Origin of the sequence: Frigoribacterium faeni (assembly GCF_007988805.1) — a bacterium.
GTDB lineage: Bacteria > Actinomycetota > Actinomycetes > Actinomycetales > Microbacteriaceae > Frigoribacterium > Frigoribacterium faeni.
Genome location: NZ_BJUV01000026.1, coordinates 1 through 17,455, shown reverse-complemented (window position 1 = coordinate 17,455; position 17,455 = coordinate 1). Strand labels below are relative to the sequence as shown.

Genomic DNA, 17,455 nt, shown 5'->3' with positions numbered 1-17,455 from the left:
CGAGTATCGGACGAATGGGTGCCGTGGTCAGAGGTGTTTCTGCATGCAGTAGCTCGTCGGGTCGTCGACGTACTTGCCGAAGCGAGAGATCTGCTCGTATCCGAGCTTCTCGTATAGGGCAATCGCTGCGACCTGGGGCAGTCCTGTCTCGAGCTGCAGAGTGGAGAGGCCTGAGCGGCGTGCGTGTGCCTCTAGCGCTTCAAGGAGGCCACGTCCGATCCCGAGTCCTCGTGCCTCGTCGGTGACGAACATTCTTTTGATCTCGGCCGAGCCAGCACCGCGGTCGACGATGGCCACCGTCCCCAATGCGGCACCGCCGTCGCGAGCGACGAAGAGCGAGACCCCGTCAGCTTCCAGTGCCTCAAGATCGAGTCCGTAGTAACTCTCGGCCGGGTACAGGGCGAGCGCGAACTCATCGCCCTGGCGCAGCAGGGCGAGCACGTCATCGGAATGCGGACTCTCGATCTGGATCGTGGGCATGATTCATTCTAGGAATGGCTCCGTCTGTATGAAGCGTCGGCTAGCTTGCCGTCCCACGCAAGGCGACCTGGGAACGCGTCCCGATAGCCCATCGGCTAGCGGACCGCTTCGTCGCCTGGAGAGCCCAAGGTCGTAGCGGTGTTCGCGGTCGCATCACCTGTCCTCCCTCGATCTGCACGGGCCTGCCGACGCTCTCTCGCCTCAGCATCCTGGCGCTTCTGGGTAGGACTCGTTCTGGCAGTCCCGAGGATGGCCATCCCGAGCAGGGCCAGCACGATGATGAGAGCCACTGGGACGATGACGATCGAGAGCACAGCGCCTCCGAGAAGTAGTGATGTCTGAAGTTAGCGAACTTCGACAGCGTGGTCGAGGCCGAAGGGCGGGGCCCGATAGGGGATCGATAGCCGGGCGTGGCCAGCTTGTGTGCTGGCTTTGCTGTTGGTCAACAGAGGGTTGTGCGAGCGGACGGCTGCGCTCAGGTGGCCGATGAGTCGGACCAGACGGCCTTGGCGCCGGAGTCGCCGATGCGCACGGTCGTGACGATCCCGCCGATGCTCGCGCCGACGACCAGCACCGTCAGCACGGCGCCGACACCGAGTCTCGTCCCGTGCCGGAGGGTCGGCCGTGGGCGACGCGCGTCTGGTGTCAGAACCCAGTGCTGCCAGGCCCACTGCGCGACGGCGACGACGAATACCGCGATGGCCCAGGGCAGCAGGGTGTCACCGAGCTGCGTGTGGGTCTCGAGCAGTGCGCTGTGACCGACCCGCGCCTCCAGCGACTCGCCGGAGGACGTGGCGAGGGGGACGGCGACAAGCGAGACGAGGGCGACGAGCGGGGTGATGACACCCAGCCGCCGACGGAGGCCGGGCCAGAACGCCCCGACGAGGATCAGCAGCGAGGCCGTCGGGAACGCGACGGTGACGAGGTGGACGATGAGGGGGTGTACGGGGAGGCCGTTGATCTGCCAGTCCATTGGGTCTTCTTTCTCGAGGAGGCGGGGGCGGAGGGAGTCAGGCGTGTAGCGCGGGTCGCGCCGGTCGCCGTACCGTGAGGACGACGACGAGGGCCGCGATCGCGGCGAGGAACACCACGCTGGTGACGGTCGCCCCGAGGCCGAGCCCGCCGTCCGCGACCGGCTGCGACAGGAAGTCCCCGACGGAGGCGCCGAGCGGGCGGGTGAGGACGTACGCCGCCCAGAAGGCGAGCACCGACCCGACGCCGGTGAAGCGGTGCGCCAGGGCGACGACCGCGATCGCGGCGGCGAAAAGCAGCGCCGAGGGCAGGTAGCCGAGCGCGAGCTGCTCGCCGAGCAGGTCGCCGACCGCGGTGCCGAGCGCGAACGTCATCAGCACGGCGGCCCAGTAGAAGGCCTCGCGACGCGGGGTCGTGACCTCGTGGATCGAGAGGGTGCCCTCGACGCGGTGCCAGACGACGAAGACGACGGCCAGCGCGACCGCGAAGACCGCCGTCGACACCCACAGGCTGACCCCGAGCGAGTCGGTCAGCGTGTCGGTGAGGAGCGTGCCGACGACGCTGATCAGCACTACGGCGAGCCAGTAGACGACGGGCACGTAGGCCCGCGCCCGGAACTGCACGATGAGCGCCACCACGAGCAGGGCCGCCATCACGACGCTCGTCACGGTCAGCCCGAGTCCGAGGCCGTCGGCGAGGAAGTCGGCGAACGTCTCGCCGACGGTGGTGCAGAGCACCTTGATCACCCAGAACGCGAGGGTGATCTCGGGGACCTTGCTCAGCAGGGCCCGGCGTCCCGAGGCCGTAGCCCCGGTCGGAACAGCACGTGTCGTCATGCGACGACCGTCACGGGTCGCCTCCCAGAAAGCCCCCAGAGCCCGAGCCGAGGAGGCGCGGGTCGGCCCGCCAGCCCGTCTGGGCGCTTTCTGGGACGGCCGGGCGGAGCCTCGCTTCATGACCGTCCTGCACCGTCCGCCCTCGTCGGCGCTCCCTCGTGGCCGCACCGCGCCTCCTCTGTTCCCCGCCGTCCGAGCGGTCGTCCACGACCGGGCCTGGGTGGCGCGGGGCGTGACCGGCGTCGTCGGCGTCGTCGTCGCCGGGTTGCTGATCACCTCGGGTGCGGGCGGCGTGGGCGAGGTCGACCTCGACTTCGTCCAGCACGCGAGCCGCGCGCACGTGCCCGTGCTCGACGAGACCGCGCTGCTCGTCGACCGGCTGCTCGGGCCGCAGCTCGGCGCAGCCCTCGTATTGCTTCTGACCGTCGCGGTCTGGGTGGTCACCCGTCGAGCGGCTGCGGCCCTCACAGTCTTGGGCGTCGCGATCGGGCCGTGGGCCGCGGCCGAGTTGGTCAAGCTCGTCGTGCAGCGAGACCGACCCGACCCAGGGCTCCTTGTCGACCCTCTGATCGTCGAGCCGCACTCGTTCTCGTTCCCCAGCGGGCACACCGCCCTCGCGACCGGGCTAGCGCTGGCACTCGTGCTGCTCGTCTGGGGGAGGCGCGGCGCGCCCGTCGTGGTCGGGGCCTCCGCCCTCGCCGTGGCCGCCGTCGGGTTGTCACGCGTCTGGATCGGCGTGCACTGGCCGAGCGACACGGTCGCCTCGGTCGTGCTCGGCTGCTCGGTGATGGCGCTGGCCCTTCCGCCGTGGCTGCGCCTCCTCGACCGGATCGGGCAGCGCTCGGACCCGGCCCACACCGTCGAGGCCTCGGCACCGAACCCCAACACGACCACCGAGCCAGGACGGACCCGTTCATGAGCATCCTCGACCCCCAGGCCCTCCTCGCCGGCATGGGTCCGTGGGCCCTCGGCGGCCTGTCGTTGATGATCTTCGTCGAGTCGGGCCTGCTGTTCCCTTTCTTGCCGGGCGACTCGCTGTTGGTGACCGCGGGACTGCTGCACCAGAGCCTCGGCCTCAGCGTCGCGCTCATCGCGCTATGCGCGTTCCTCGCGGCGGCGGCTGGCGACCAGGTCGGGTTCTTCCTCGGGCACCGGTTCGGGCGCCGCTGGTTCCGCCCCGACGCCCGTGTGCTCAAGACGGCTCATCTCGAGCAGGCCGAGGCGTTCTTCGTGCGTCACGGCGGCAAGGCGCTCGTCCTCGGCCGGTTCGTGCCCGTCGTCCGTACCTTCGTGCCCCTCGCCGCCGGCACCAGCGGCTACCCGTACCGCATGTTCGTGGTGTGGAACCTCGCGGGCGCGTTCTTGTGGGCCGTCGGCATGACGGTGCTCGGATCGCTGCTCGGTGGCCTACCGTTCGTTGCAGACCACATCGACCTGCTCGCCGTCGGGCTCGTCGTCGTGTCGGTGCTGCCGATCGTGGTCACCGCCCTGCGGCGATCGCGCGTCGGCCGGGCTGAGCAGAGGGTCGCAGCGACGACGACGAGGGACGAGGAGGCGGTGGGTGACCGGTCCTGACACGCGCCCGCGCCTCCTGCTGGTCGAGGACGACCAGGCGCTCGGGCCCATCGTGGCCGACGTGCTCGGCGAGGCCTGGCAGGTCGACCTCGTGACCGACGGCCGGCACGGGCTCGAGGCCGCCCGGGCAGGCGGGCACGCGGTCCTCGTCGTCGACCGCCGCCTCCCCGGGCTCGAGGGCACCGAGCTCGTCGCGGCCCTCCGGCGGGAACACGTGACGACCCCCGTGCTGATGCTGACGGCGCTCGGCACCACGGCCGACCGGGTGGCCGGGCTGGACGGCGGGGCGGACGACTACCTCGTCAAGCCGTTCGAGTTCGACGAGCTGTTCGCCCGGCTGCGTGCCCTGACGCGGTCGTTCGCCCCCGAGGAGCGCTGGCTCGACCTGGGGGAGGCCCGCCTGTATCCCGAGAGCCGCATCGTCGTCACGCCGTGGTCGAGCCGCGTCGTGCTGAGCGAGCGGGAGAGCGCGCTGCTCGCCGAGCTCGCCCGACGCCCGGACCACACCTTCGACCGGGCCGACCTGCTCTCCCGCGTGTTCCCGCACGGCGAGCAGCTCGGCACCGTCGACACCTACGTCAGCTACCTGCGCCGCAAGATCGACCGCGACGTCGTCCTCACCGTGCGTGGGCGCGGGTACCGGGTGGGCGCCCTGTGAGCGGACCGCGACGGCGAGGGCGCGGGCGCACCGTCGCCCAGGCCCTGCCCGAACCGGAGGCCGCGGCCCTGCAGGCTGCCGCCCGGTCGATCGGCCGACAGATCGTGCTCGTCTCGGGCCTCGTCGTCGTGGGCGCCCTCGCCCTGACGATCGCGTGGGTCCTGCACCAGACGATCCCGCAGGAACGTCTCGAGCAGGTCGCCGCCGCCGGTCAGGGCGAGGTCTTCGTCTCGGCGACCGACGTCGTGGCCGGCTTCGTCGTGCTCGGAGTCGCCGGCGTTGTGTTCGCGGGCCTCGTCGCGGTCGTCATCGCCCGGCGAGCCGTCCGGCCGCTCGGCGAGGCCCTGCGCCTGCAACGGCAGTTCGTCGCCGACGCGAGCCACGAGCTGCGCACGCCCCTCGCCGTGCTCGACGCCCGCCTCCAGGCGCTGCAGCGCAATATCGCAGGAGGCGCGGCGAATGCCGACGAGCACGTCACCGCCGACCTGGCGAGACTCCGCGACGACTCGCGAGCCCTGATCGACATCGTCGGAGACCTGCTCGAGGCGGCAGGAGGCGACCCTGCTGGCCCGGCTGCCGTGCCCGAGCCGGTCCTGCTCGACGACGTCGTCGAGGACGTCCTGCGGTCGATGTCAGTGCTCGCCGCCGAGCGCGACGTGGCCCTGCGGCACGACAGCACCACCGTCTCGTGGGTCCGAGTGCCGCGCGCGAGCCTCCGACGAGCGGTACTGGCTCTGCTCGACAACGCGATCGGCCACGCACCCTCGGGCTCGACCGTCACACTGTCGACCCGGGACGAGCGCGGCTCGGTCGTGCTCACGGTCACCGATGAGGGGCCAGGGATCACAGGCATCGAGCCGACGCGCGTCTTCGACCGGTTCGCGCGGTCGGAGCCAGCAGACAAAGCCTCGTGGCGTGCCAGCGGCGGCACCCGACCAAGCTTCGGAATCGGTCTCGCCCTCGTCAGAGAGATCGCCCTACGCCACGGAGGAAGCGTCCGGGTCGCTTCGACCTCCGCCACGGGTACGACGCTCGAGCTGGTCTTGCCAGTCCCGACATGCACGACCTGACGCGAACGGTCAGCGTGTCCCGACAGGGGATGGCGCTGCGGGCATTCTCGAGGGCGGCGTCGTCCGCGGTCGGATAGCCGCGTGTCCGGACCATCCGAACACGCTCTACAACGCGTCTCGCGAGGTCACCCATACGGTCGTGGCGATCAGCGTCCTGTGCTTCCCGTTGTACGTGGGCTGGCGTGGCTAACTTGACCGAGGCTGGCGCTAGTCGGGGCGCCCGTTCTGGGGTTCGTCGGTCGGGACCAGGACATCGCCCACCATGACAGCTGTGTTGCAGTCGAAGGGGCCGGCGGTGGCGGGTCGCGACATCTGCCACCAGCGTCGACCGAAGCGATCACACACGACACTGGTGACGTCGCCAGCGACGGCGACGTACTCGAGGGCGCCGTCGGGGTTCTCTCCGACGACTCCGGACGCGCCCTCCCGCTCGCCCATGTCGACGATGGGCGCAGTGGTCGGCATCGACGTGGGCGTGGGCATGGGCGTGGCAGGCGGAGCAGCCGTGCTCGACGGCGTTACCTGAGCCGAGGGATTAGCGGTTGGCGGCACTGAGTCGCTCGTGCACGAAGCGGATGAGAACACGAAGGCCACAGCGAGAACGGGCATCGCGAGCCAGGACCGAACCTTCACACGATGAGGTTAAGTCATTCCAGGCCTTCAGGGGAGCTGTGGTCGGCGGCAACGTCCTAATTTTGTCCGATGATCGCTTCGTGGTCCCGCGTCTAGGGCTGCATGGCCACTTGGCGGTAGGCGCTGTAGAGGGTGTCGACGTAGTCGGGGCACTCGGCCGAGCTGCCCCGGATTTGACCGTCAGGGTTCGCGGTGAGGGTCATGCAAGCGACGAGCGCGCGTGTGTCCGAGCCAAATAGCCCGACACTGCCGGTGCTCTGATCGGCTATGAGGAAGGACACCGACACGACCCCCTGCTCGTCGGTGCTCAGGTCGTAGACGACGCTCGTCGGAGGACCTGCGGGAGAGTCGCTGGCCGGTTCGGCGCCGTCGAGCGCGAGGTCCGTGTACAGCTCGCCCGCTCGTATTCGTTGCTCGACCGAGTCTCCCGTGGGGTTGTCGCCGATGTACTCCAGGTAGCTCCGCATCTGTTCCGCTTGCTCTTTGATCTTGCCCTTGATGGTGTGATCGACCGAAGCGGCGCAACTCGTGCATGCTGCGGCAAGCACGAGGGCCACGGCGCCGGCGCCGGCCATGCGGACAGCTGACCTGGGGACGAATCGGCTCATGGGTCATCACTGTGGAGCACTGGCCGGACTTGGTCAACGGGATTCGACTCCGGCGTGACCACTTCCGGTTGGCGCCGTCATCCGCGGACGACGGATGGAACACAGTGTCAGCCGCAGAGAGAGCGTTGATCGGCAGCGCCCTAGAGCTCGGTCGAGGGACTCCGCGAAGGTGCCCGATAGGGGATCCCCTCGTGGGAAGCCCCGGTATCGGACCGGGGCATCCCACCAGCATCGGATGCACGGCGGCGTGAGGTGAGTGGTCAAAGACCGAGTGCTGACAAGAACGCGAGCTTTTTCTCGTTGTACGTGTCGGTCCATTTGCCCGGCATCGCCATGTAGCCGTGGCCCAGAATCGCCGAGCTCGCTGGCGGAACGTCGACGGCGTTCGTCACTCCGAGCTGGTCGAGGCGTTCGTGCAGGTTCTCGGCCTGATCCGGGAACGTGCCGGTGTTCCCGTCCGCGATGAACGTGGCGGGGAAGTCTGCGGTCACGTGGTTGGTGACGGATGCTTCCTCAATCAGGGCCGCGGAGGTGCCCACGTAGCTGCGTGCAGACAGTCCGAAGATGAGGTCCTTCACCGGTTGCGGCGTCTGCGTCTCGCCTGTCTTCTCCAGCTCGAGCGCAGGACTGTCGAGCATGACTGCTCGCAGAGCGTCACCTATGACCGGTTCCACTCCGATACTCGCGGCATAGGTCGGGTTGGTCTGGATGTTCGCGAACTGGCCGGCGAGCTGGCCGCCGGCGCTTCCTCCTCCGATGACGACGTCGGACATGTTCAGGCCGTACTGCTCGGCATTTTGCTGAAGGAAGGAGACTGCCTGCGAAACTTGTTTCACCTGTGTGGGGTACTTGACGGTCGGGGCAAGGCCGTAATCGAGGCTGACGAAGTTGAACCCACCGTCGAGGACGGGGTCTGTGGTGACGGCAAAACCGCCACCGGGTGCGTTCGGGTCGCCGTCGGACTTAGTCCCACCGATCCAGCCGCCACCGTGGATGTAGATGTAAGTGGGCCGCTTGACCGATGCGTCGTCATCGGCGATGTAGATGTCGAGAAAGCTGCTGGGGTACTCATCGCCGTATCGGACGTCGCTCGTGAGCCCATCTCCGTTCGCTGTCACGCTGACAGCTCCCTCGGGTCCTCGGGGTTGGAACGATGGTGTCTGACCGGCGGCGGCTTGGATCGGGATGGCCACCGCCGCGGGTGCCGCGGCAACCAGGAGCACGACAGCGGAGGTGACCGCGGCGATGACGACGAGAAGGGTGCTCACGACGCTCCGCAGGATGGTGAGAAGGGATCGAGTAGACACAGAGGCACGCTCCTGCCCGAGGGCGCGGCGATGCGTCCTGCTCAGCTTCCAGAAACCGGCGAAGCACGAGAAGGCAACCACCAGTGCAACCCCCAGGGCCACTGCCCACGCGGGGTACCAGGCGGTCACGAGCCACGCGATCTGCGCGCTGGCGCTGATGATCGCCGAGAGGATCGTCACCCAGGCCGCCTTGCTGCCCCCCGGGCGGCGCCAGGCCACACCTGCGGCCAGCAAGCCCACGAGGAGCAAGGCTCCCGCGGGGGGGTAACGGACGAAGAACGGCTCGGCCCAGGCAACGAGGAGCACGTAAAGGCCACTGGTGAGCAGCGCCCAACGAGTCCAGCGGGGGCGTTCGATTCGGGCGAGGGTCGGGTCGACCATGAGTCCTCCAAAATTGCGGTTGACTGCAACTATACGCTTCAGTGCAGAAGTACAGAAGAGGTAAGGTCGGCGTATGGCTGCAACTTCGCTGAGGGAGCGCTCGAAGGAGCGCCGGTACCGTGCTGTTCTCCTTGCCGGCATGCGGCTGTTCGCCGAACAGGGCTACGACGCGACGACAGTGGCGCAGATCGCTGAGGAGGCGGAGGTGTCGACCCGGTCTGTGTCGGCGTACTTCCCGACGAAGCTCCACATCGCCACGGCGTCCTCGTCCGCGGCGGCTGATCGCTTGATCCTCGCGTTGCGCTCACGTGACGAGGGCGAGTCGATCGTCGATCGTGTCGTTCAGTGGCTCCGCGAAGAACCGGCTTTTGTTCCGGAGGAGGAGTGGCGGCTCAGAGCCGCCATGCTTGAGCGGAATCCGGTGCTGCAGGGGTCCGGACCAGAGGATTCCCCTCCCCTCCTCGCCATCGCGGCCGACGCGATTGCGGAAGACCTCGACGTCCCGCCGGATCACCCGGGGGTGCAGATCACCTTGGGCATCGTTGCGGGGATCGTCGTGCGGGTGGAGCTGCTCGTCGGATCACACCGCGAGGACGATGAGACCCTGAAACTGATTCACGATGCCCTCTCAGGTGCTATCGATGCGGTCAGGAGAAGCAGCCGGTCTTCGGACTGATCGCGAGGTCGCGACGCCCTCGAGGCATCGTGCGCTCATGCGCTCATGCGCTCACGCGCTCACGCGCTCATGCGCTCATGCGCGCAGGAACGCTAGGAACCCATCGAGGTGCGCGGCGACGTCGACCGTGGGGTCATAGAGCCACTGCATCTGGAGCCCGCGCGCCATGGCGGTGAGTTGACGCGCGGTGAGGTCGAGGTCCAGGTCCGCGCGCAGACGACCCTTTTCCTGCTCACGCTCAAGCTCCCGACGAACGTCGGCATTGAACAGATCGATCCGGTGGTGGGTGAAGTCGTGCCCCGGGTGGTCCTTCCGAATTGCCTCCGCCTGCATGGTGGCGTCGAGCTGGATCAATCCCGGAAAATTCTCATTCTGTCGCACGAGCTCCGAGAGTGCAGCCAGCAAGCCCCGCTCGGAGAGCGACCGCTCCAGTAGGGGCCGGTCCCGCTCCGCCTGACGGTCGAAGACGGCCTGCAGCAGGTCCTCCTTAGAGGGGAAGTGGTAGCTGAGGGCGGCGTGACTGACCCCGAGCTCCTCTGCGATCTTCCGCAACGACAGGCGCTGGAAGCCGTGCGTCGCGAATATCTCGAACGCACGGTCGATGAACAGGTCTCGCCGCTGCAGTCCGTTCGCGTATCGTCCGCGCCGCTTCGACACGGCCGGCTGTTCCGTTGCCTCCGGCGCCATCTGCTCTCCTTCGATCCGCGAGACCCGCGCCCTGCACCTCATCCTCGCATGAACATTTGCCAAACCGAATAATTGCCGCCCCGAATGCTTGCCATCCTGGACAATTTTGATCTACAGTCAGCCGCAGCCGGGTTCGCCGGTACCCACGACGAGGCCTGGCCTCGATGTCTTCGAAGGAGAAGGTCATGACAGAAGCGATTCCGGCGCCCCCTCGCGCGGTGAACGCCTGGTGGGTGGGGACAGTGGCCGGCATGGCGTCCTTCGTCGATGGCGCGGCCCTGAACGGTGTCGGTTTCGCGTTGGTGATTCTCCAGCAGACGATCGGTCTCACCCCCGGGCAGATCGGGGTGCTCACCAGCGCACTCACCTTCGGGGTGGCGGTCGGCGCTCTGATCGGCGGTCGCCTTGGCGACCGCTTCGGGCGGCGTCGGGTGTTCGTGGTCACGATGATCTTCATCGCCCTCGGCGCATCGGTCCCGATCGTGGCCACCGCGTTCCCGCTGCTGCTGCTGGGTCTAGGTGTCCTCGGTGTAGCGATCGGGGCAGATATCCCCGTCTCCCTCGCGACCATCGCCGAAGCGGCGACAGATCAGAACCGCGGCAAGATCCTCGTGATGTCCAACCTCCTCGCCGGAGTCGGCATCGGCGCCGTCGTCCTCGTCGCCACCCTCACCGGCGGGACCGGGATCTTCGCCGCGCAGGCCATCTTCGGCCTCATCGCCGTCGTCGCGGTCATCGTCCTCGCGCTGCGACTTACGATCCCCGAATCCACCAGCTGGCGAGCTGCTCGCCTGGAACAGACACAGGGCGTGCACACCGTGCGCGCTGACCGCTCGAAGCTGCGGGACCTCATCACGCCCCCGCTGCGCTTCCCGTTCCTCATCCTCGTCGGGTTCTTCACCCTGGTGAGCATCCCGATCACGCTCTTTGGCTCCTACGCGGCCTACATCGGAGCGAACTTCACCGGCACTCCCGTGTCCGAATTCTCCGTGTTCGTGCTGTTCCTCGTACCGCTCGCGATCATCGTGCAGGTCATCTTCATGCGAGTGGTCGACACCCGTTTCCGCCTCACCTTCTTCATCCTCGGCGGAATCCTCTACGTCGCGGCATACCTCATTCCCGTCATCCTCGGAATGAACCTGGCCACGCTCGTCACCACGGTGCTCGTTTCCGGCATGGGCACCGTTTTTTGCGGAGAGCCCATCTTCCGCGTGTGGGTGAACGAGGCGTTCCCGACCATGCTCCGCTCCACCGGCCAAGGCGTCATCTTCGCCATCGCCCGCCTGGTGCCAGCACTGCTCCTGGTCCCCGTGCCGTTCCTTCTCTCGAGCTCAATCAACGGCTTCCTGATCGCCCTCTCCGTCCTCGCCGCCGCCGGTATCGCCGTCGGCTGGTTCGGGGTGCGCAGCGGACGCCTCATCAACGAGTTCCACCACGAGACCGAGAGCATCGACATCACCGCCGCCACTTCGTCCTCAGCATCATGACCACCCCCACCCAGAAGGCCTCCACGCCACCCATGAGCACTTCCGCCCCCACCATCCACGGACACGTCGAACCCGGATTCCAACGCGTCGCCGACGCGTTCACTCAGAACTTCACCGAACGCGGCGACACCGGGGCTGCCTGCACCGTCTATCTCCACGGCGTCCCCGTCGTCGACCTCCACGGCGGCACCTTCCGCCACGGACCGTGGACGGCCAACACCCGCAGCATCCTCTTCTCCGTCAGCAAAGGCGTCACCACCATCTGCCTGCTCATGGCCGTCGAAGCGGGCCATCTCACCCTCGATGAACCGGTCGCCACCTATTGGCCGGAATTCGCCGACCACGGCAAGAGCGCACTGACCGTCCGGCAGCTCCTCGCGCACCGCGCCGGACTCATCGCCCCCGACGAGCCCCTCACAGTGGAGGACCTGCGCGCGTGGCATCCGGTCACCGAGGCCCTCGCCCGGCAGAACCCGCTCTGGGAGCCTGGGACCGCGCACTCATACCACGCCCTCACCTTCGGCTGGCTCGCCGGTGAAGTCCTCCGTCGCACCACCGGACTACGCCCCGCGGACTGGCTCCACCAGCACATCGCCGGCCCCCTCGGCCTCGGACTCACCTTCGGGACCGACCCCGACACCGACCCGGACTTCGCGCTCCAGGAGCAGCCACTCCCCGACACCGCCGCACCACCGTGGAAGAGCCCGAACATCGACATGCTGGCGCGCGTGATGGGGATGAACGGAGCCATCGACGGCCTCAACCTGTTCGGCTCCGCGAACACCCCCGACCTTCTCGGCTTCGAGATTCCCGCTGCGAACATCGTCGGCACCGCCCACGACATCGCCCGCCTCTACGCCGCGACCATCGGCGAGGTCGACGGGATCCGCTTGCTTCAGCCCGCCACCACCCGCGACGCCCGCCTCCCTCAATCGGTCGGCGCGCCGTTCTTCGGCCCCGACTCGGGGCTTCGCTGGGGCACGGGATTCATGCTCGACTCCACCCCCCGAGGCATGGCCGGCCCCGGCAGCTTCGGCCACGACGGAGCCGGTGGTCAGCTCGGCTTCGCGCATGCCGAATCCGGTGTTTCCCTCGGATACGCGACAATCCGCCCCGGCGGCTACCCCGACGACCGCGCCGAGGCTCTCTGCCGCGCACTGCGCGACAGCCTCTGAAACCCCACTCTTCGAAGGAGAAGAACTCATGCCGCTCGACCCGTTCCTCGTTCCCCTGCTCGAGACCATGCCGACCGTCCCCGCCGAGATCGACGACATCGCCGCATTCCGCTTGCAGGAGAACGCAGGCGCCGCCGCACTCGCCGAGCAGCTGCTCGAACCCGCCCCACCCGTCCGAAGCAAGCGCACCGTGACCCTCCCCGTCCAGGACGGGGAGATCACTCTTAACGTCTTCCACCCGGACAGCGACGGCCCCCACCCCGTCCACCTCTACTTCCACGGCGGCGGTTGGATCGGCGGCACCATCCACTCGATGGTCATCGACATCCTCTGCCAGGAACGCGCCGCCGGAGCGGACTGCATCGTCGTCGCCGTCGAGTACCGCAAAGCCCCCGAACACCCCTTCCCCACCGCTCTCAATGACAGCTACGCCGCGCTGCTCTGGGTCGCCGAGAATATCGAGAACCTCGGTGCCCGCGCCGACCTGATCACCGTCGGCGGAGGATCAGCCGGCGCCAACCTCGCCGCCGCCCTCTGCCTGAAAGCCCGAGACGACGACGGTCCCGCGATCGCCTTCCAACTGCTGGAAGTCCCCTCGCTCGACTTCACCTTCAGCAGCCCCTCCATCCGCCGAAACGCCACCGGCTACGGACTCACCGAACAGACCCTGCACCTGTGCCGACGCCTGTACCTTCCGTCCGAGGCCGACGCGACCAACCCCTACGCATCACCGCTGCTCGCCGAGAACCTCAGCGACCTGCCCCCGGCGCACATAATGTCGGCGGAATACGACCCCATCGTCGACGACGGCGCACGCTACGCCGAACGCCTCACCCTCGACCGAGTTCCCGCAACGTTCTCCCTACAACTCGGGCACATCCACGGGTCCAGCGCCTTTACGAAAGTCATGGCATCCGCCCGGACCTGGCGAGAAGAGGGACTACAAGCCCTGCGAGCGGCCCACGCTCGAAAGTCACCAGTGAGCTGAACCGCGCCCGGTAGGCCATCCATAACCGGACTCTGTATCGAGGCGAGCATGAGTGGTGGCGAGCGTCTGGTGGTTCAGGAACCAGACGCCCGCCGGTGTCACCCTGTCATGCACAGGGCGACTAGTTTCCCGGGCCGTGGCTTACCGGCCGCGGGAAGGATGAGGATGGCCCTAGATGGGTCCGGGTCGGTGGGGGAACCATAGACCCGCAATCCTCTCGCCGCTAGTGGGTGCTTAGGACCTGCCAGCTCCTATCGTGCGCGGGGGCTTATGTCTAGACCTTTTTGTTGCCCGTGACGTCGGAGAGTCTGGTCTAGTCCTGAGGGCGGTTCAGGTTCTCTGGGCGTGCAGTTCGCATTGATCGGGTTCGGTGCGGCTGGCAGCGGCAGGGTCCTCTTCACGGGTGAGGCCCTGCCGCCTTCTCGCGCTCCCTGGGATTTCTTGGTCCCTGAGAAGACTCGAGCTGTTGAACCTCATGCGCGCAAGAGCCACCATGGGTGGCCCCATTGGCATGGCCCGGAGAGTGCATAGTGTCGTGAGCACACCCACCCGCAGCCCAGGCCCTGCTGTCAGCACCGTTTCGGCGCACTAACTTTCGGAGCCTCCATGGGGTACATCGTGTACGACGGTGAGATTCTCGAGTTCAAAGTCGAAGACGGCCTTCTTGCCCACTTGCAGATCGTGATCGTGAACAAGTTCCGCAAGAACGAGTCGTTCATGTTTTCGTGGAAAGAGCCCATCGAGACGGGGGATGGCGTTCCACGGTGTGGCTGTCACCGAACATTGGGTTGCGGTTCGAATTCGCGGGGAGTCGCACGATAGAGATCAACCCGACCTGGCTTGCTGCGCTCTATGCCAGTCCCGCGTCTGGGCGGGGCCTCTACCCGGAGGCCGAACCTGCCCATGACCCCGGAACCCATCTTCCCGGTGTGACTGGTGACCACGTTGACTGGGCTAGCGATCGTCCCGAGCCGCCCAAGACTCGGGCAGCAAGGCCACCGGTAGGAACCAAGGCTCCATGACCCGGGTCAGGCGCTCAGCGGTGCGCGCTCACCCCGGGCGACCTCCGAGAGCTAGATATCAACAGGGCGTGTCCCGATAGACGATCGTCTATTGGGACGCCTCCTTTGCTCTCATGCTCGCAAATGATCACCTCGAGTGGACGATCACAGGAGTGGAGGGGGCAGCTTCATCCTGTCGTTTCTCGTCGATGCGGGGTGCTGTCAAGCCTCGAGGTTCGGGCGCACAACGATCTTGCCGCGCTTGCCGGAGGTGAAGTGAGCGAGAGCGCTCTGAAACTCGTCCAGGGTGTAGACCGCCGCGATCGAGAGGGTGGTCAGCCCGGAAGCGTGCGCCGCCGCGACGTCGTCAAGGGTGGTTCGCGTCGCCATGGCCATGATTCGTTCCGCGCGTGCACCTGTGGCAAGCACGGGAGGGAGGTCGAGGGCGATCGTCGTGACGAAAGTCCCCGTGGACTTGACCAGCGCGGAGAGGGCGTCGACGTCCCCGGCGAGGTGGAAGACGACGTCGACACCGTCGGGGTGGAGCTTGCCCATTTGCTCGGTGATGTTCCGAGAGGAGTCGACAGTCTGTGACGCACCGAGGGTCGTGAGGAGATCAACGTCCGTCGGAGTCGGTGCGGTGGCGATCACATGGGCTCCCGTTGCGGCGGCGAGCTGGAGGAGCTGTTGTCCCACTCCTCCGGTGGCGCCGGAGATGAGGACGGTTGTTGACTCGTCCATCGTGACGGCGTTGAGAGCGTCACGGGCAGTCGTGCCTGCGAGGCCGAGGGCTGCCCCATCGTCGAAGCTGATCTCGTCGGGCAGGAGCGTGACCCCGAAGTCTGCAGCGACAGTGACGTACTCGCCGAACGACCCGGTTCCGAGGACGCTCTCGCTCACGACGCCGAACACTCGATCACCCACCCGGAACCCGGTCACGTTGTCACCGACGGCAGCCACGATGCCGGCGAAGTCTTTCCCGATGACCACGGGGAAGTGGTGCTCCATCCTGCCGCGGAGGTAACCCGCCGATACGGCGAGGTCGAATCCGTTGACGGATGCTGCATGGACCTTCACCCTGATCTGCCCCTCCTCAACGGCAGGCAGAGGGAGGTCGATGAGCTCGACGTAGTGGTCGATTGCGGGGAGCGCGAGGGCCTTCAAGGTGTCTCTTTGTCTGTGTCGTGGTTGGGGCGATGCGAAGTGCAGAGGGGCAGGCCGGCCGCGTGCGCGCGACCAGCCTGCCTCTGCCGTGTTGGTGTTGCCTCGTTAGGCGAGGGGGAGATGCGCGATGGCGGAGATGTCGACGAGAGCGCCGGGGTGGATCAGCTTCGGGGCGAGGAAGATCGCGCTGGCGGGCGGGTTCTCCAGGTTGATGTAGCGGTCGCGGACCTCGCCGAACTCGAGTGCGTGCTCGGCGAACCCGACCTCGGCGAGGGTCGTGATCTTGATGACCTGGCTGAAGTCGGCGCCGACGACGTCGAGCTGCGTCTTGATGTTCTCGAAGACCTGCTCGAGCTGGGCCTTGTAGTCGCCCTCTCCGACGAGGGTTCCTGTCGCGTCGAGGGCCATCTGGCCGGTGATGAAGACGAGGCGTCCGCCGGTCACCTCGACGACGTTGGAGAAGCCGTGGGGGGTGTGCTGGAGGAAACGGGTCTGTGCGGAGTCGGTCGACATTGCAGTGCTCTTTCTGTTGTGGGGTGGGGTGAGGTGTAGCTAGTTCGTGGTGGTTCGATCGATGTCGAGCACGAAGCCGTCCATGTCGTGTCCGTCGTCATCGAGGAACGCGACGCCCAGCTGCTCGAGCGCGTGCCCCGACGGGTCAATCAGCGTGATTCGGTAGCCGACCTTCCACGGGCGCGTTTGGGTGTTACCGCGCAGGATCTCTTCCGCGAGGACCCATTGGACGAAGTCCACAACGGCCCATGTCGGCTCGGGGATTGCCGTCATCGGGTAGCCGAGGAGCACGCGATCCCCGGGGGTCACGGGCGCTTCAGTTACCGGCTCGGTCTTGGGTTGAACCGACATATGGTCTGCTCTCCTTCTCGGTCATCGACGTGATCTCTTCTTCGGCCCGATCGCGACAGTGAGCGTTTCGTCGGCCGCCGGGCAATTCCGTAACTGGAACGTGCGAACCACATAGACGAAGCTAGCAGCATGTGGGTCAGGCGTTCCACTTGATAGGCTGTGCAAATGCCGACAGAGCTCGAAGGTGGCGAATCCGATCGATCGCTCCGCGCCGACGCTGAGCGCAACCGCGATCGCATCCTGAGTGCCGCACGACGCCTTTATGCCTCTGAGGGGCTGGACATCTCGATGTCATCGGTCGCCAGGGAGGCCGGCGTCGGGAAGGCAACGCTCAGCCGACGATTCGCCACCAAAAATGACTTGATTGCTGCCGTCTTCGCCGAGCACATGGCCAGTTATGTGCGCGCGACGGACGAGGCGCTAGCGAATCCAAATGCCTGGGCTGGCTTCACAGGGTTCATCGAGACCATCTGTTCCATGCAGGCCGCGGATCGCGGATTCGCCAATGTCCTCACCATCACTTTCCCTGATGCACGTGAACTCGAGGACCTCAGAGACTCGAGCTATCGAGGCTTCCTGACCCTTATCGCCGGTGCCAAAGCAACTGGGCACCTACGAGCCGATTTCGCCTCCGAGGACTTCGTGATCCTGTTGATGGCAAACGCGGGCCTTGTGACGGCTACTGCCGAGGCGGCACCAAGCTCGTGGAAACGACTCGTTGGTCACTTCCTCAGGGCCGTGGCAACCCCGGGAGCCCCCTTGCCCCCCATGCCGCAGCCACCGCTGGACAAGGACCTCTACAAAGCGATGGCCCGTACGGCCTGACCCTCCTGTTCGGCCCGATGGACGATGGCTCAGCGGACGTTCGACTCAGCGACGCCATGAGGAGGCGG

Annotated in this window: 19 protein-coding genes and 1 pseudogene; 10 read left to right on the top strand and 10 right to left on the bottom strand. The window is 66.9% G+C overall.

Going from position 1 to position 17,455, the window contains the following annotated elements; translation table 11 throughout:
- Positions 1–27 precede the first annotated feature (27 nt).
- From FFA01_RS11845 to FFA01_RS11835, 3 genes are all read right to left on the bottom strand, one after another.
- Positions 28–480 carry a GNAT family N-acetyltransferase gene (locus tag FFA01_RS11845; protein WP_146856373.1) on the bottom strand — a complete coding sequence of 151 codons (453 nt, stop codon included), beginning with the start codon at positions 478–480 and terminating at the stop codon, positions 28–30.
- Positions 481–955: 475 nt separating this feature from the next.
- Positions 956–1,453, bottom strand: a complete 498-nt coding sequence (locus FFA01_RS11840) for a DUF2231 domain-containing protein (protein ID WP_123517333.1) — start codon at positions 1,451–1,453, stop codon at positions 956–958.
- A 37-nt stretch (positions 1,454–1,490) separates the two neighbouring features.
- A complete protein-coding gene (locus FFA01_RS11835) occupies positions 1,491–2,288 on the bottom strand; it encodes a COG4705 family protein (RefSeq protein ID WP_146856371.1) in 798 nt (265 codons plus the stop codon).
- A 118-nt stretch (positions 2,289–2,406) separates the two neighbouring features.
- On the opposite strand from FFA01_RS11835, the gene FFA01_RS11830 reads away from it, so the two are divergent.
- Genes FFA01_RS11830 through FFA01_RS11815 form a run of 4 tightly spaced genes read left to right on the top strand, consistent with a single transcriptional unit; the run spans position 2,407 to position 5,591 of the window.
- Positions 2,407–3,207, top strand: coding sequence for a phosphatase PAP2 family protein (locus FFA01_RS11830; RefSeq protein WP_146856369.1), 801 nt, complete (start codon positions 2,407–2,409; stop codon positions 3,205–3,207).
- Complete coding sequence (locus tag FFA01_RS11825) at positions 3,204–3,863, top strand: DedA family protein (protein WP_146856367.1); 660 nt, start codon at positions 3,204–3,206, stop codon at positions 3,861–3,863. The genes FFA01_RS11830 and FFA01_RS11825 overlap by 4 nt, the downstream gene beginning before the upstream one ends.
- Positions 3,850–4,521: a response regulator transcription factor gene (locus FFA01_RS11820; protein WP_146856365.1), complete on the top strand. Its 672-nt coding sequence runs from the start codon at positions 3,850–3,852 to the stop codon at positions 4,519–4,521. The genes FFA01_RS11825 and FFA01_RS11820 overlap by 14 nt, the downstream gene beginning before the upstream one ends.
- On the top strand, positions 4,518–5,591 hold the full coding sequence (locus FFA01_RS11815) for a sensor histidine kinase (protein ID WP_146856363.1): 1,074 nt from the start codon (positions 4,518–4,520) through the stop codon (positions 5,589–5,591). Before FFA01_RS11820 ends, FFA01_RS11815 begins: the two co-directional genes overlap by 4 nt.
- A gap of 207 nt (positions 5,592–5,798) precedes the next feature.
- Here the strand turns inward: FFA01_RS11815 and FFA01_RS11810 are convergent, their stop codons facing one another.
- The 3 genes from FFA01_RS11810 to FFA01_RS11800 form a co-directional block, all read right to left on the bottom strand.
- On the bottom strand, positions 5,799–6,056 hold the full coding sequence (locus tag FFA01_RS11810) for a hypothetical protein (protein ID WP_208720913.1): 258 nt from the start codon (positions 6,054–6,056) through the stop codon (positions 5,799–5,801).
- Between the two features lie 260 nt (positions 6,057–6,316).
- A complete protein-coding gene (locus FFA01_RS11805; RefSeq protein ID WP_146856359.1) occupies positions 6,317–6,832 on the bottom strand; it encodes a hypothetical protein in 516 nt (171 codons plus the stop codon).
- Between the two features lie 260 nt (positions 6,833–7,092).
- A complete protein-coding gene (locus FFA01_RS11800) occupies positions 7,093–8,520 on the bottom strand; it encodes an alpha/beta hydrolase (RefSeq protein WP_167627361.1) in 1,428 nt (475 codons plus the stop codon).
- Between the two features lie 73 nt (positions 8,521–8,593).
- Between FFA01_RS11800 and FFA01_RS16135 the strand changes: the two genes are divergently transcribed.
- Positions 8,594–9,196: a TetR/AcrR family transcriptional regulator gene (locus FFA01_RS16135; protein WP_199859026.1), complete on the top strand. Its 603-nt coding sequence runs from the start codon at positions 8,594–8,596 to the stop codon at positions 9,194–9,196.
- Positions 9,197–9,271: 75 nt separating this feature from the next.
- On the opposite strand, the gene FFA01_RS11790 is transcribed toward FFA01_RS16135, so the two are convergent.
- On the bottom strand, positions 9,272–9,883 hold the full coding sequence (locus tag FFA01_RS11790) for a TetR/AcrR family transcriptional regulator (protein WP_167627360.1): 612 nt from the start codon (positions 9,881–9,883) through the stop codon (positions 9,272–9,274).
- Positions 9,884–10,068: 185 nt separating this feature from the next.
- On the opposite strand from FFA01_RS11790, the gene FFA01_RS11785 reads away from it, so the two are divergent.
- From FFA01_RS11785 to FFA01_RS16485, 4 genes and pseudogenes are all read left to right on the top strand, one after another.
- Entirely contained in the window at positions 10,069–11,370 is a 1,302-nt protein-coding gene (locus tag FFA01_RS11785; protein ID WP_167627359.1) for an MFS transporter, read from the top strand.
- 32 nt (positions 11,371–11,402) lie between these two features.
- A complete protein-coding gene (locus FFA01_RS11780) occupies positions 11,403–12,545 on the top strand; it encodes a serine hydrolase domain-containing protein (protein ID WP_167627358.1) in 1,143 nt (380 codons plus the stop codon).
- Complete coding sequence (locus tag FFA01_RS11775; RefSeq protein ID WP_244289824.1) at positions 12,442–13,533, top strand: alpha/beta hydrolase; 1,092 nt, start codon at positions 12,442–12,444, stop codon at positions 13,531–13,533. The genes FFA01_RS11780 and FFA01_RS11775 overlap by 104 nt, the downstream gene beginning before the upstream one ends.
- A gap of 606 nt (positions 13,534–14,139) precedes the next feature.
- Positions 14,140–14,555, top strand: a pseudogene (locus FFA01_RS16485) (DUF7882 family protein).
- A 201-nt stretch (positions 14,556–14,756) separates the two neighbouring features.
- On the opposite strand, the gene FFA01_RS11765 reads toward FFA01_RS16485, so the two are convergent.
- The 3 genes from FFA01_RS11765 to FFA01_RS11755 all read right to left on the bottom strand — a co-directional run bounded on the left by FFA01_RS11765 (position 14,757) and on the right by FFA01_RS11755 (position 16,562).
- Complete coding sequence (locus tag FFA01_RS11765) at positions 14,757–15,698, bottom strand: NADP-dependent oxidoreductase (protein WP_146856349.1); 942 nt, start codon at positions 15,696–15,698, stop codon at positions 14,757–14,759.
- Between the two features lie 105 nt (positions 15,699–15,803).
- Positions 15,804–16,211, bottom strand: a complete 408-nt coding sequence (locus FFA01_RS11760) for a RidA family protein (RefSeq protein ID WP_146856347.1) — start codon at positions 16,209–16,211, stop codon at positions 15,804–15,806.
- A gap of 39 nt (positions 16,212–16,250) precedes the next feature.
- Positions 16,251–16,562 carry a hypothetical protein gene (locus FFA01_RS11755; RefSeq protein ID WP_146856345.1) on the bottom strand — a complete coding sequence of 104 codons (312 nt, stop codon included), beginning with the start codon at positions 16,560–16,562 and terminating at the stop codon, positions 16,251–16,253.
- 165 nt (positions 16,563–16,727) lie between these two features.
- On the opposite strand from FFA01_RS11755, the gene FFA01_RS11750 reads away from it, so the two are divergent.
- Complete coding sequence (locus FFA01_RS11750) at positions 16,728–17,387, top strand: TetR/AcrR family transcriptional regulator (RefSeq protein ID WP_146856343.1); 660 nt, start codon at positions 16,728–16,730, stop codon at positions 17,385–17,387.
- The last annotated feature ends 68 nt before the right edge of the window (positions 17,388–17,455 follow it).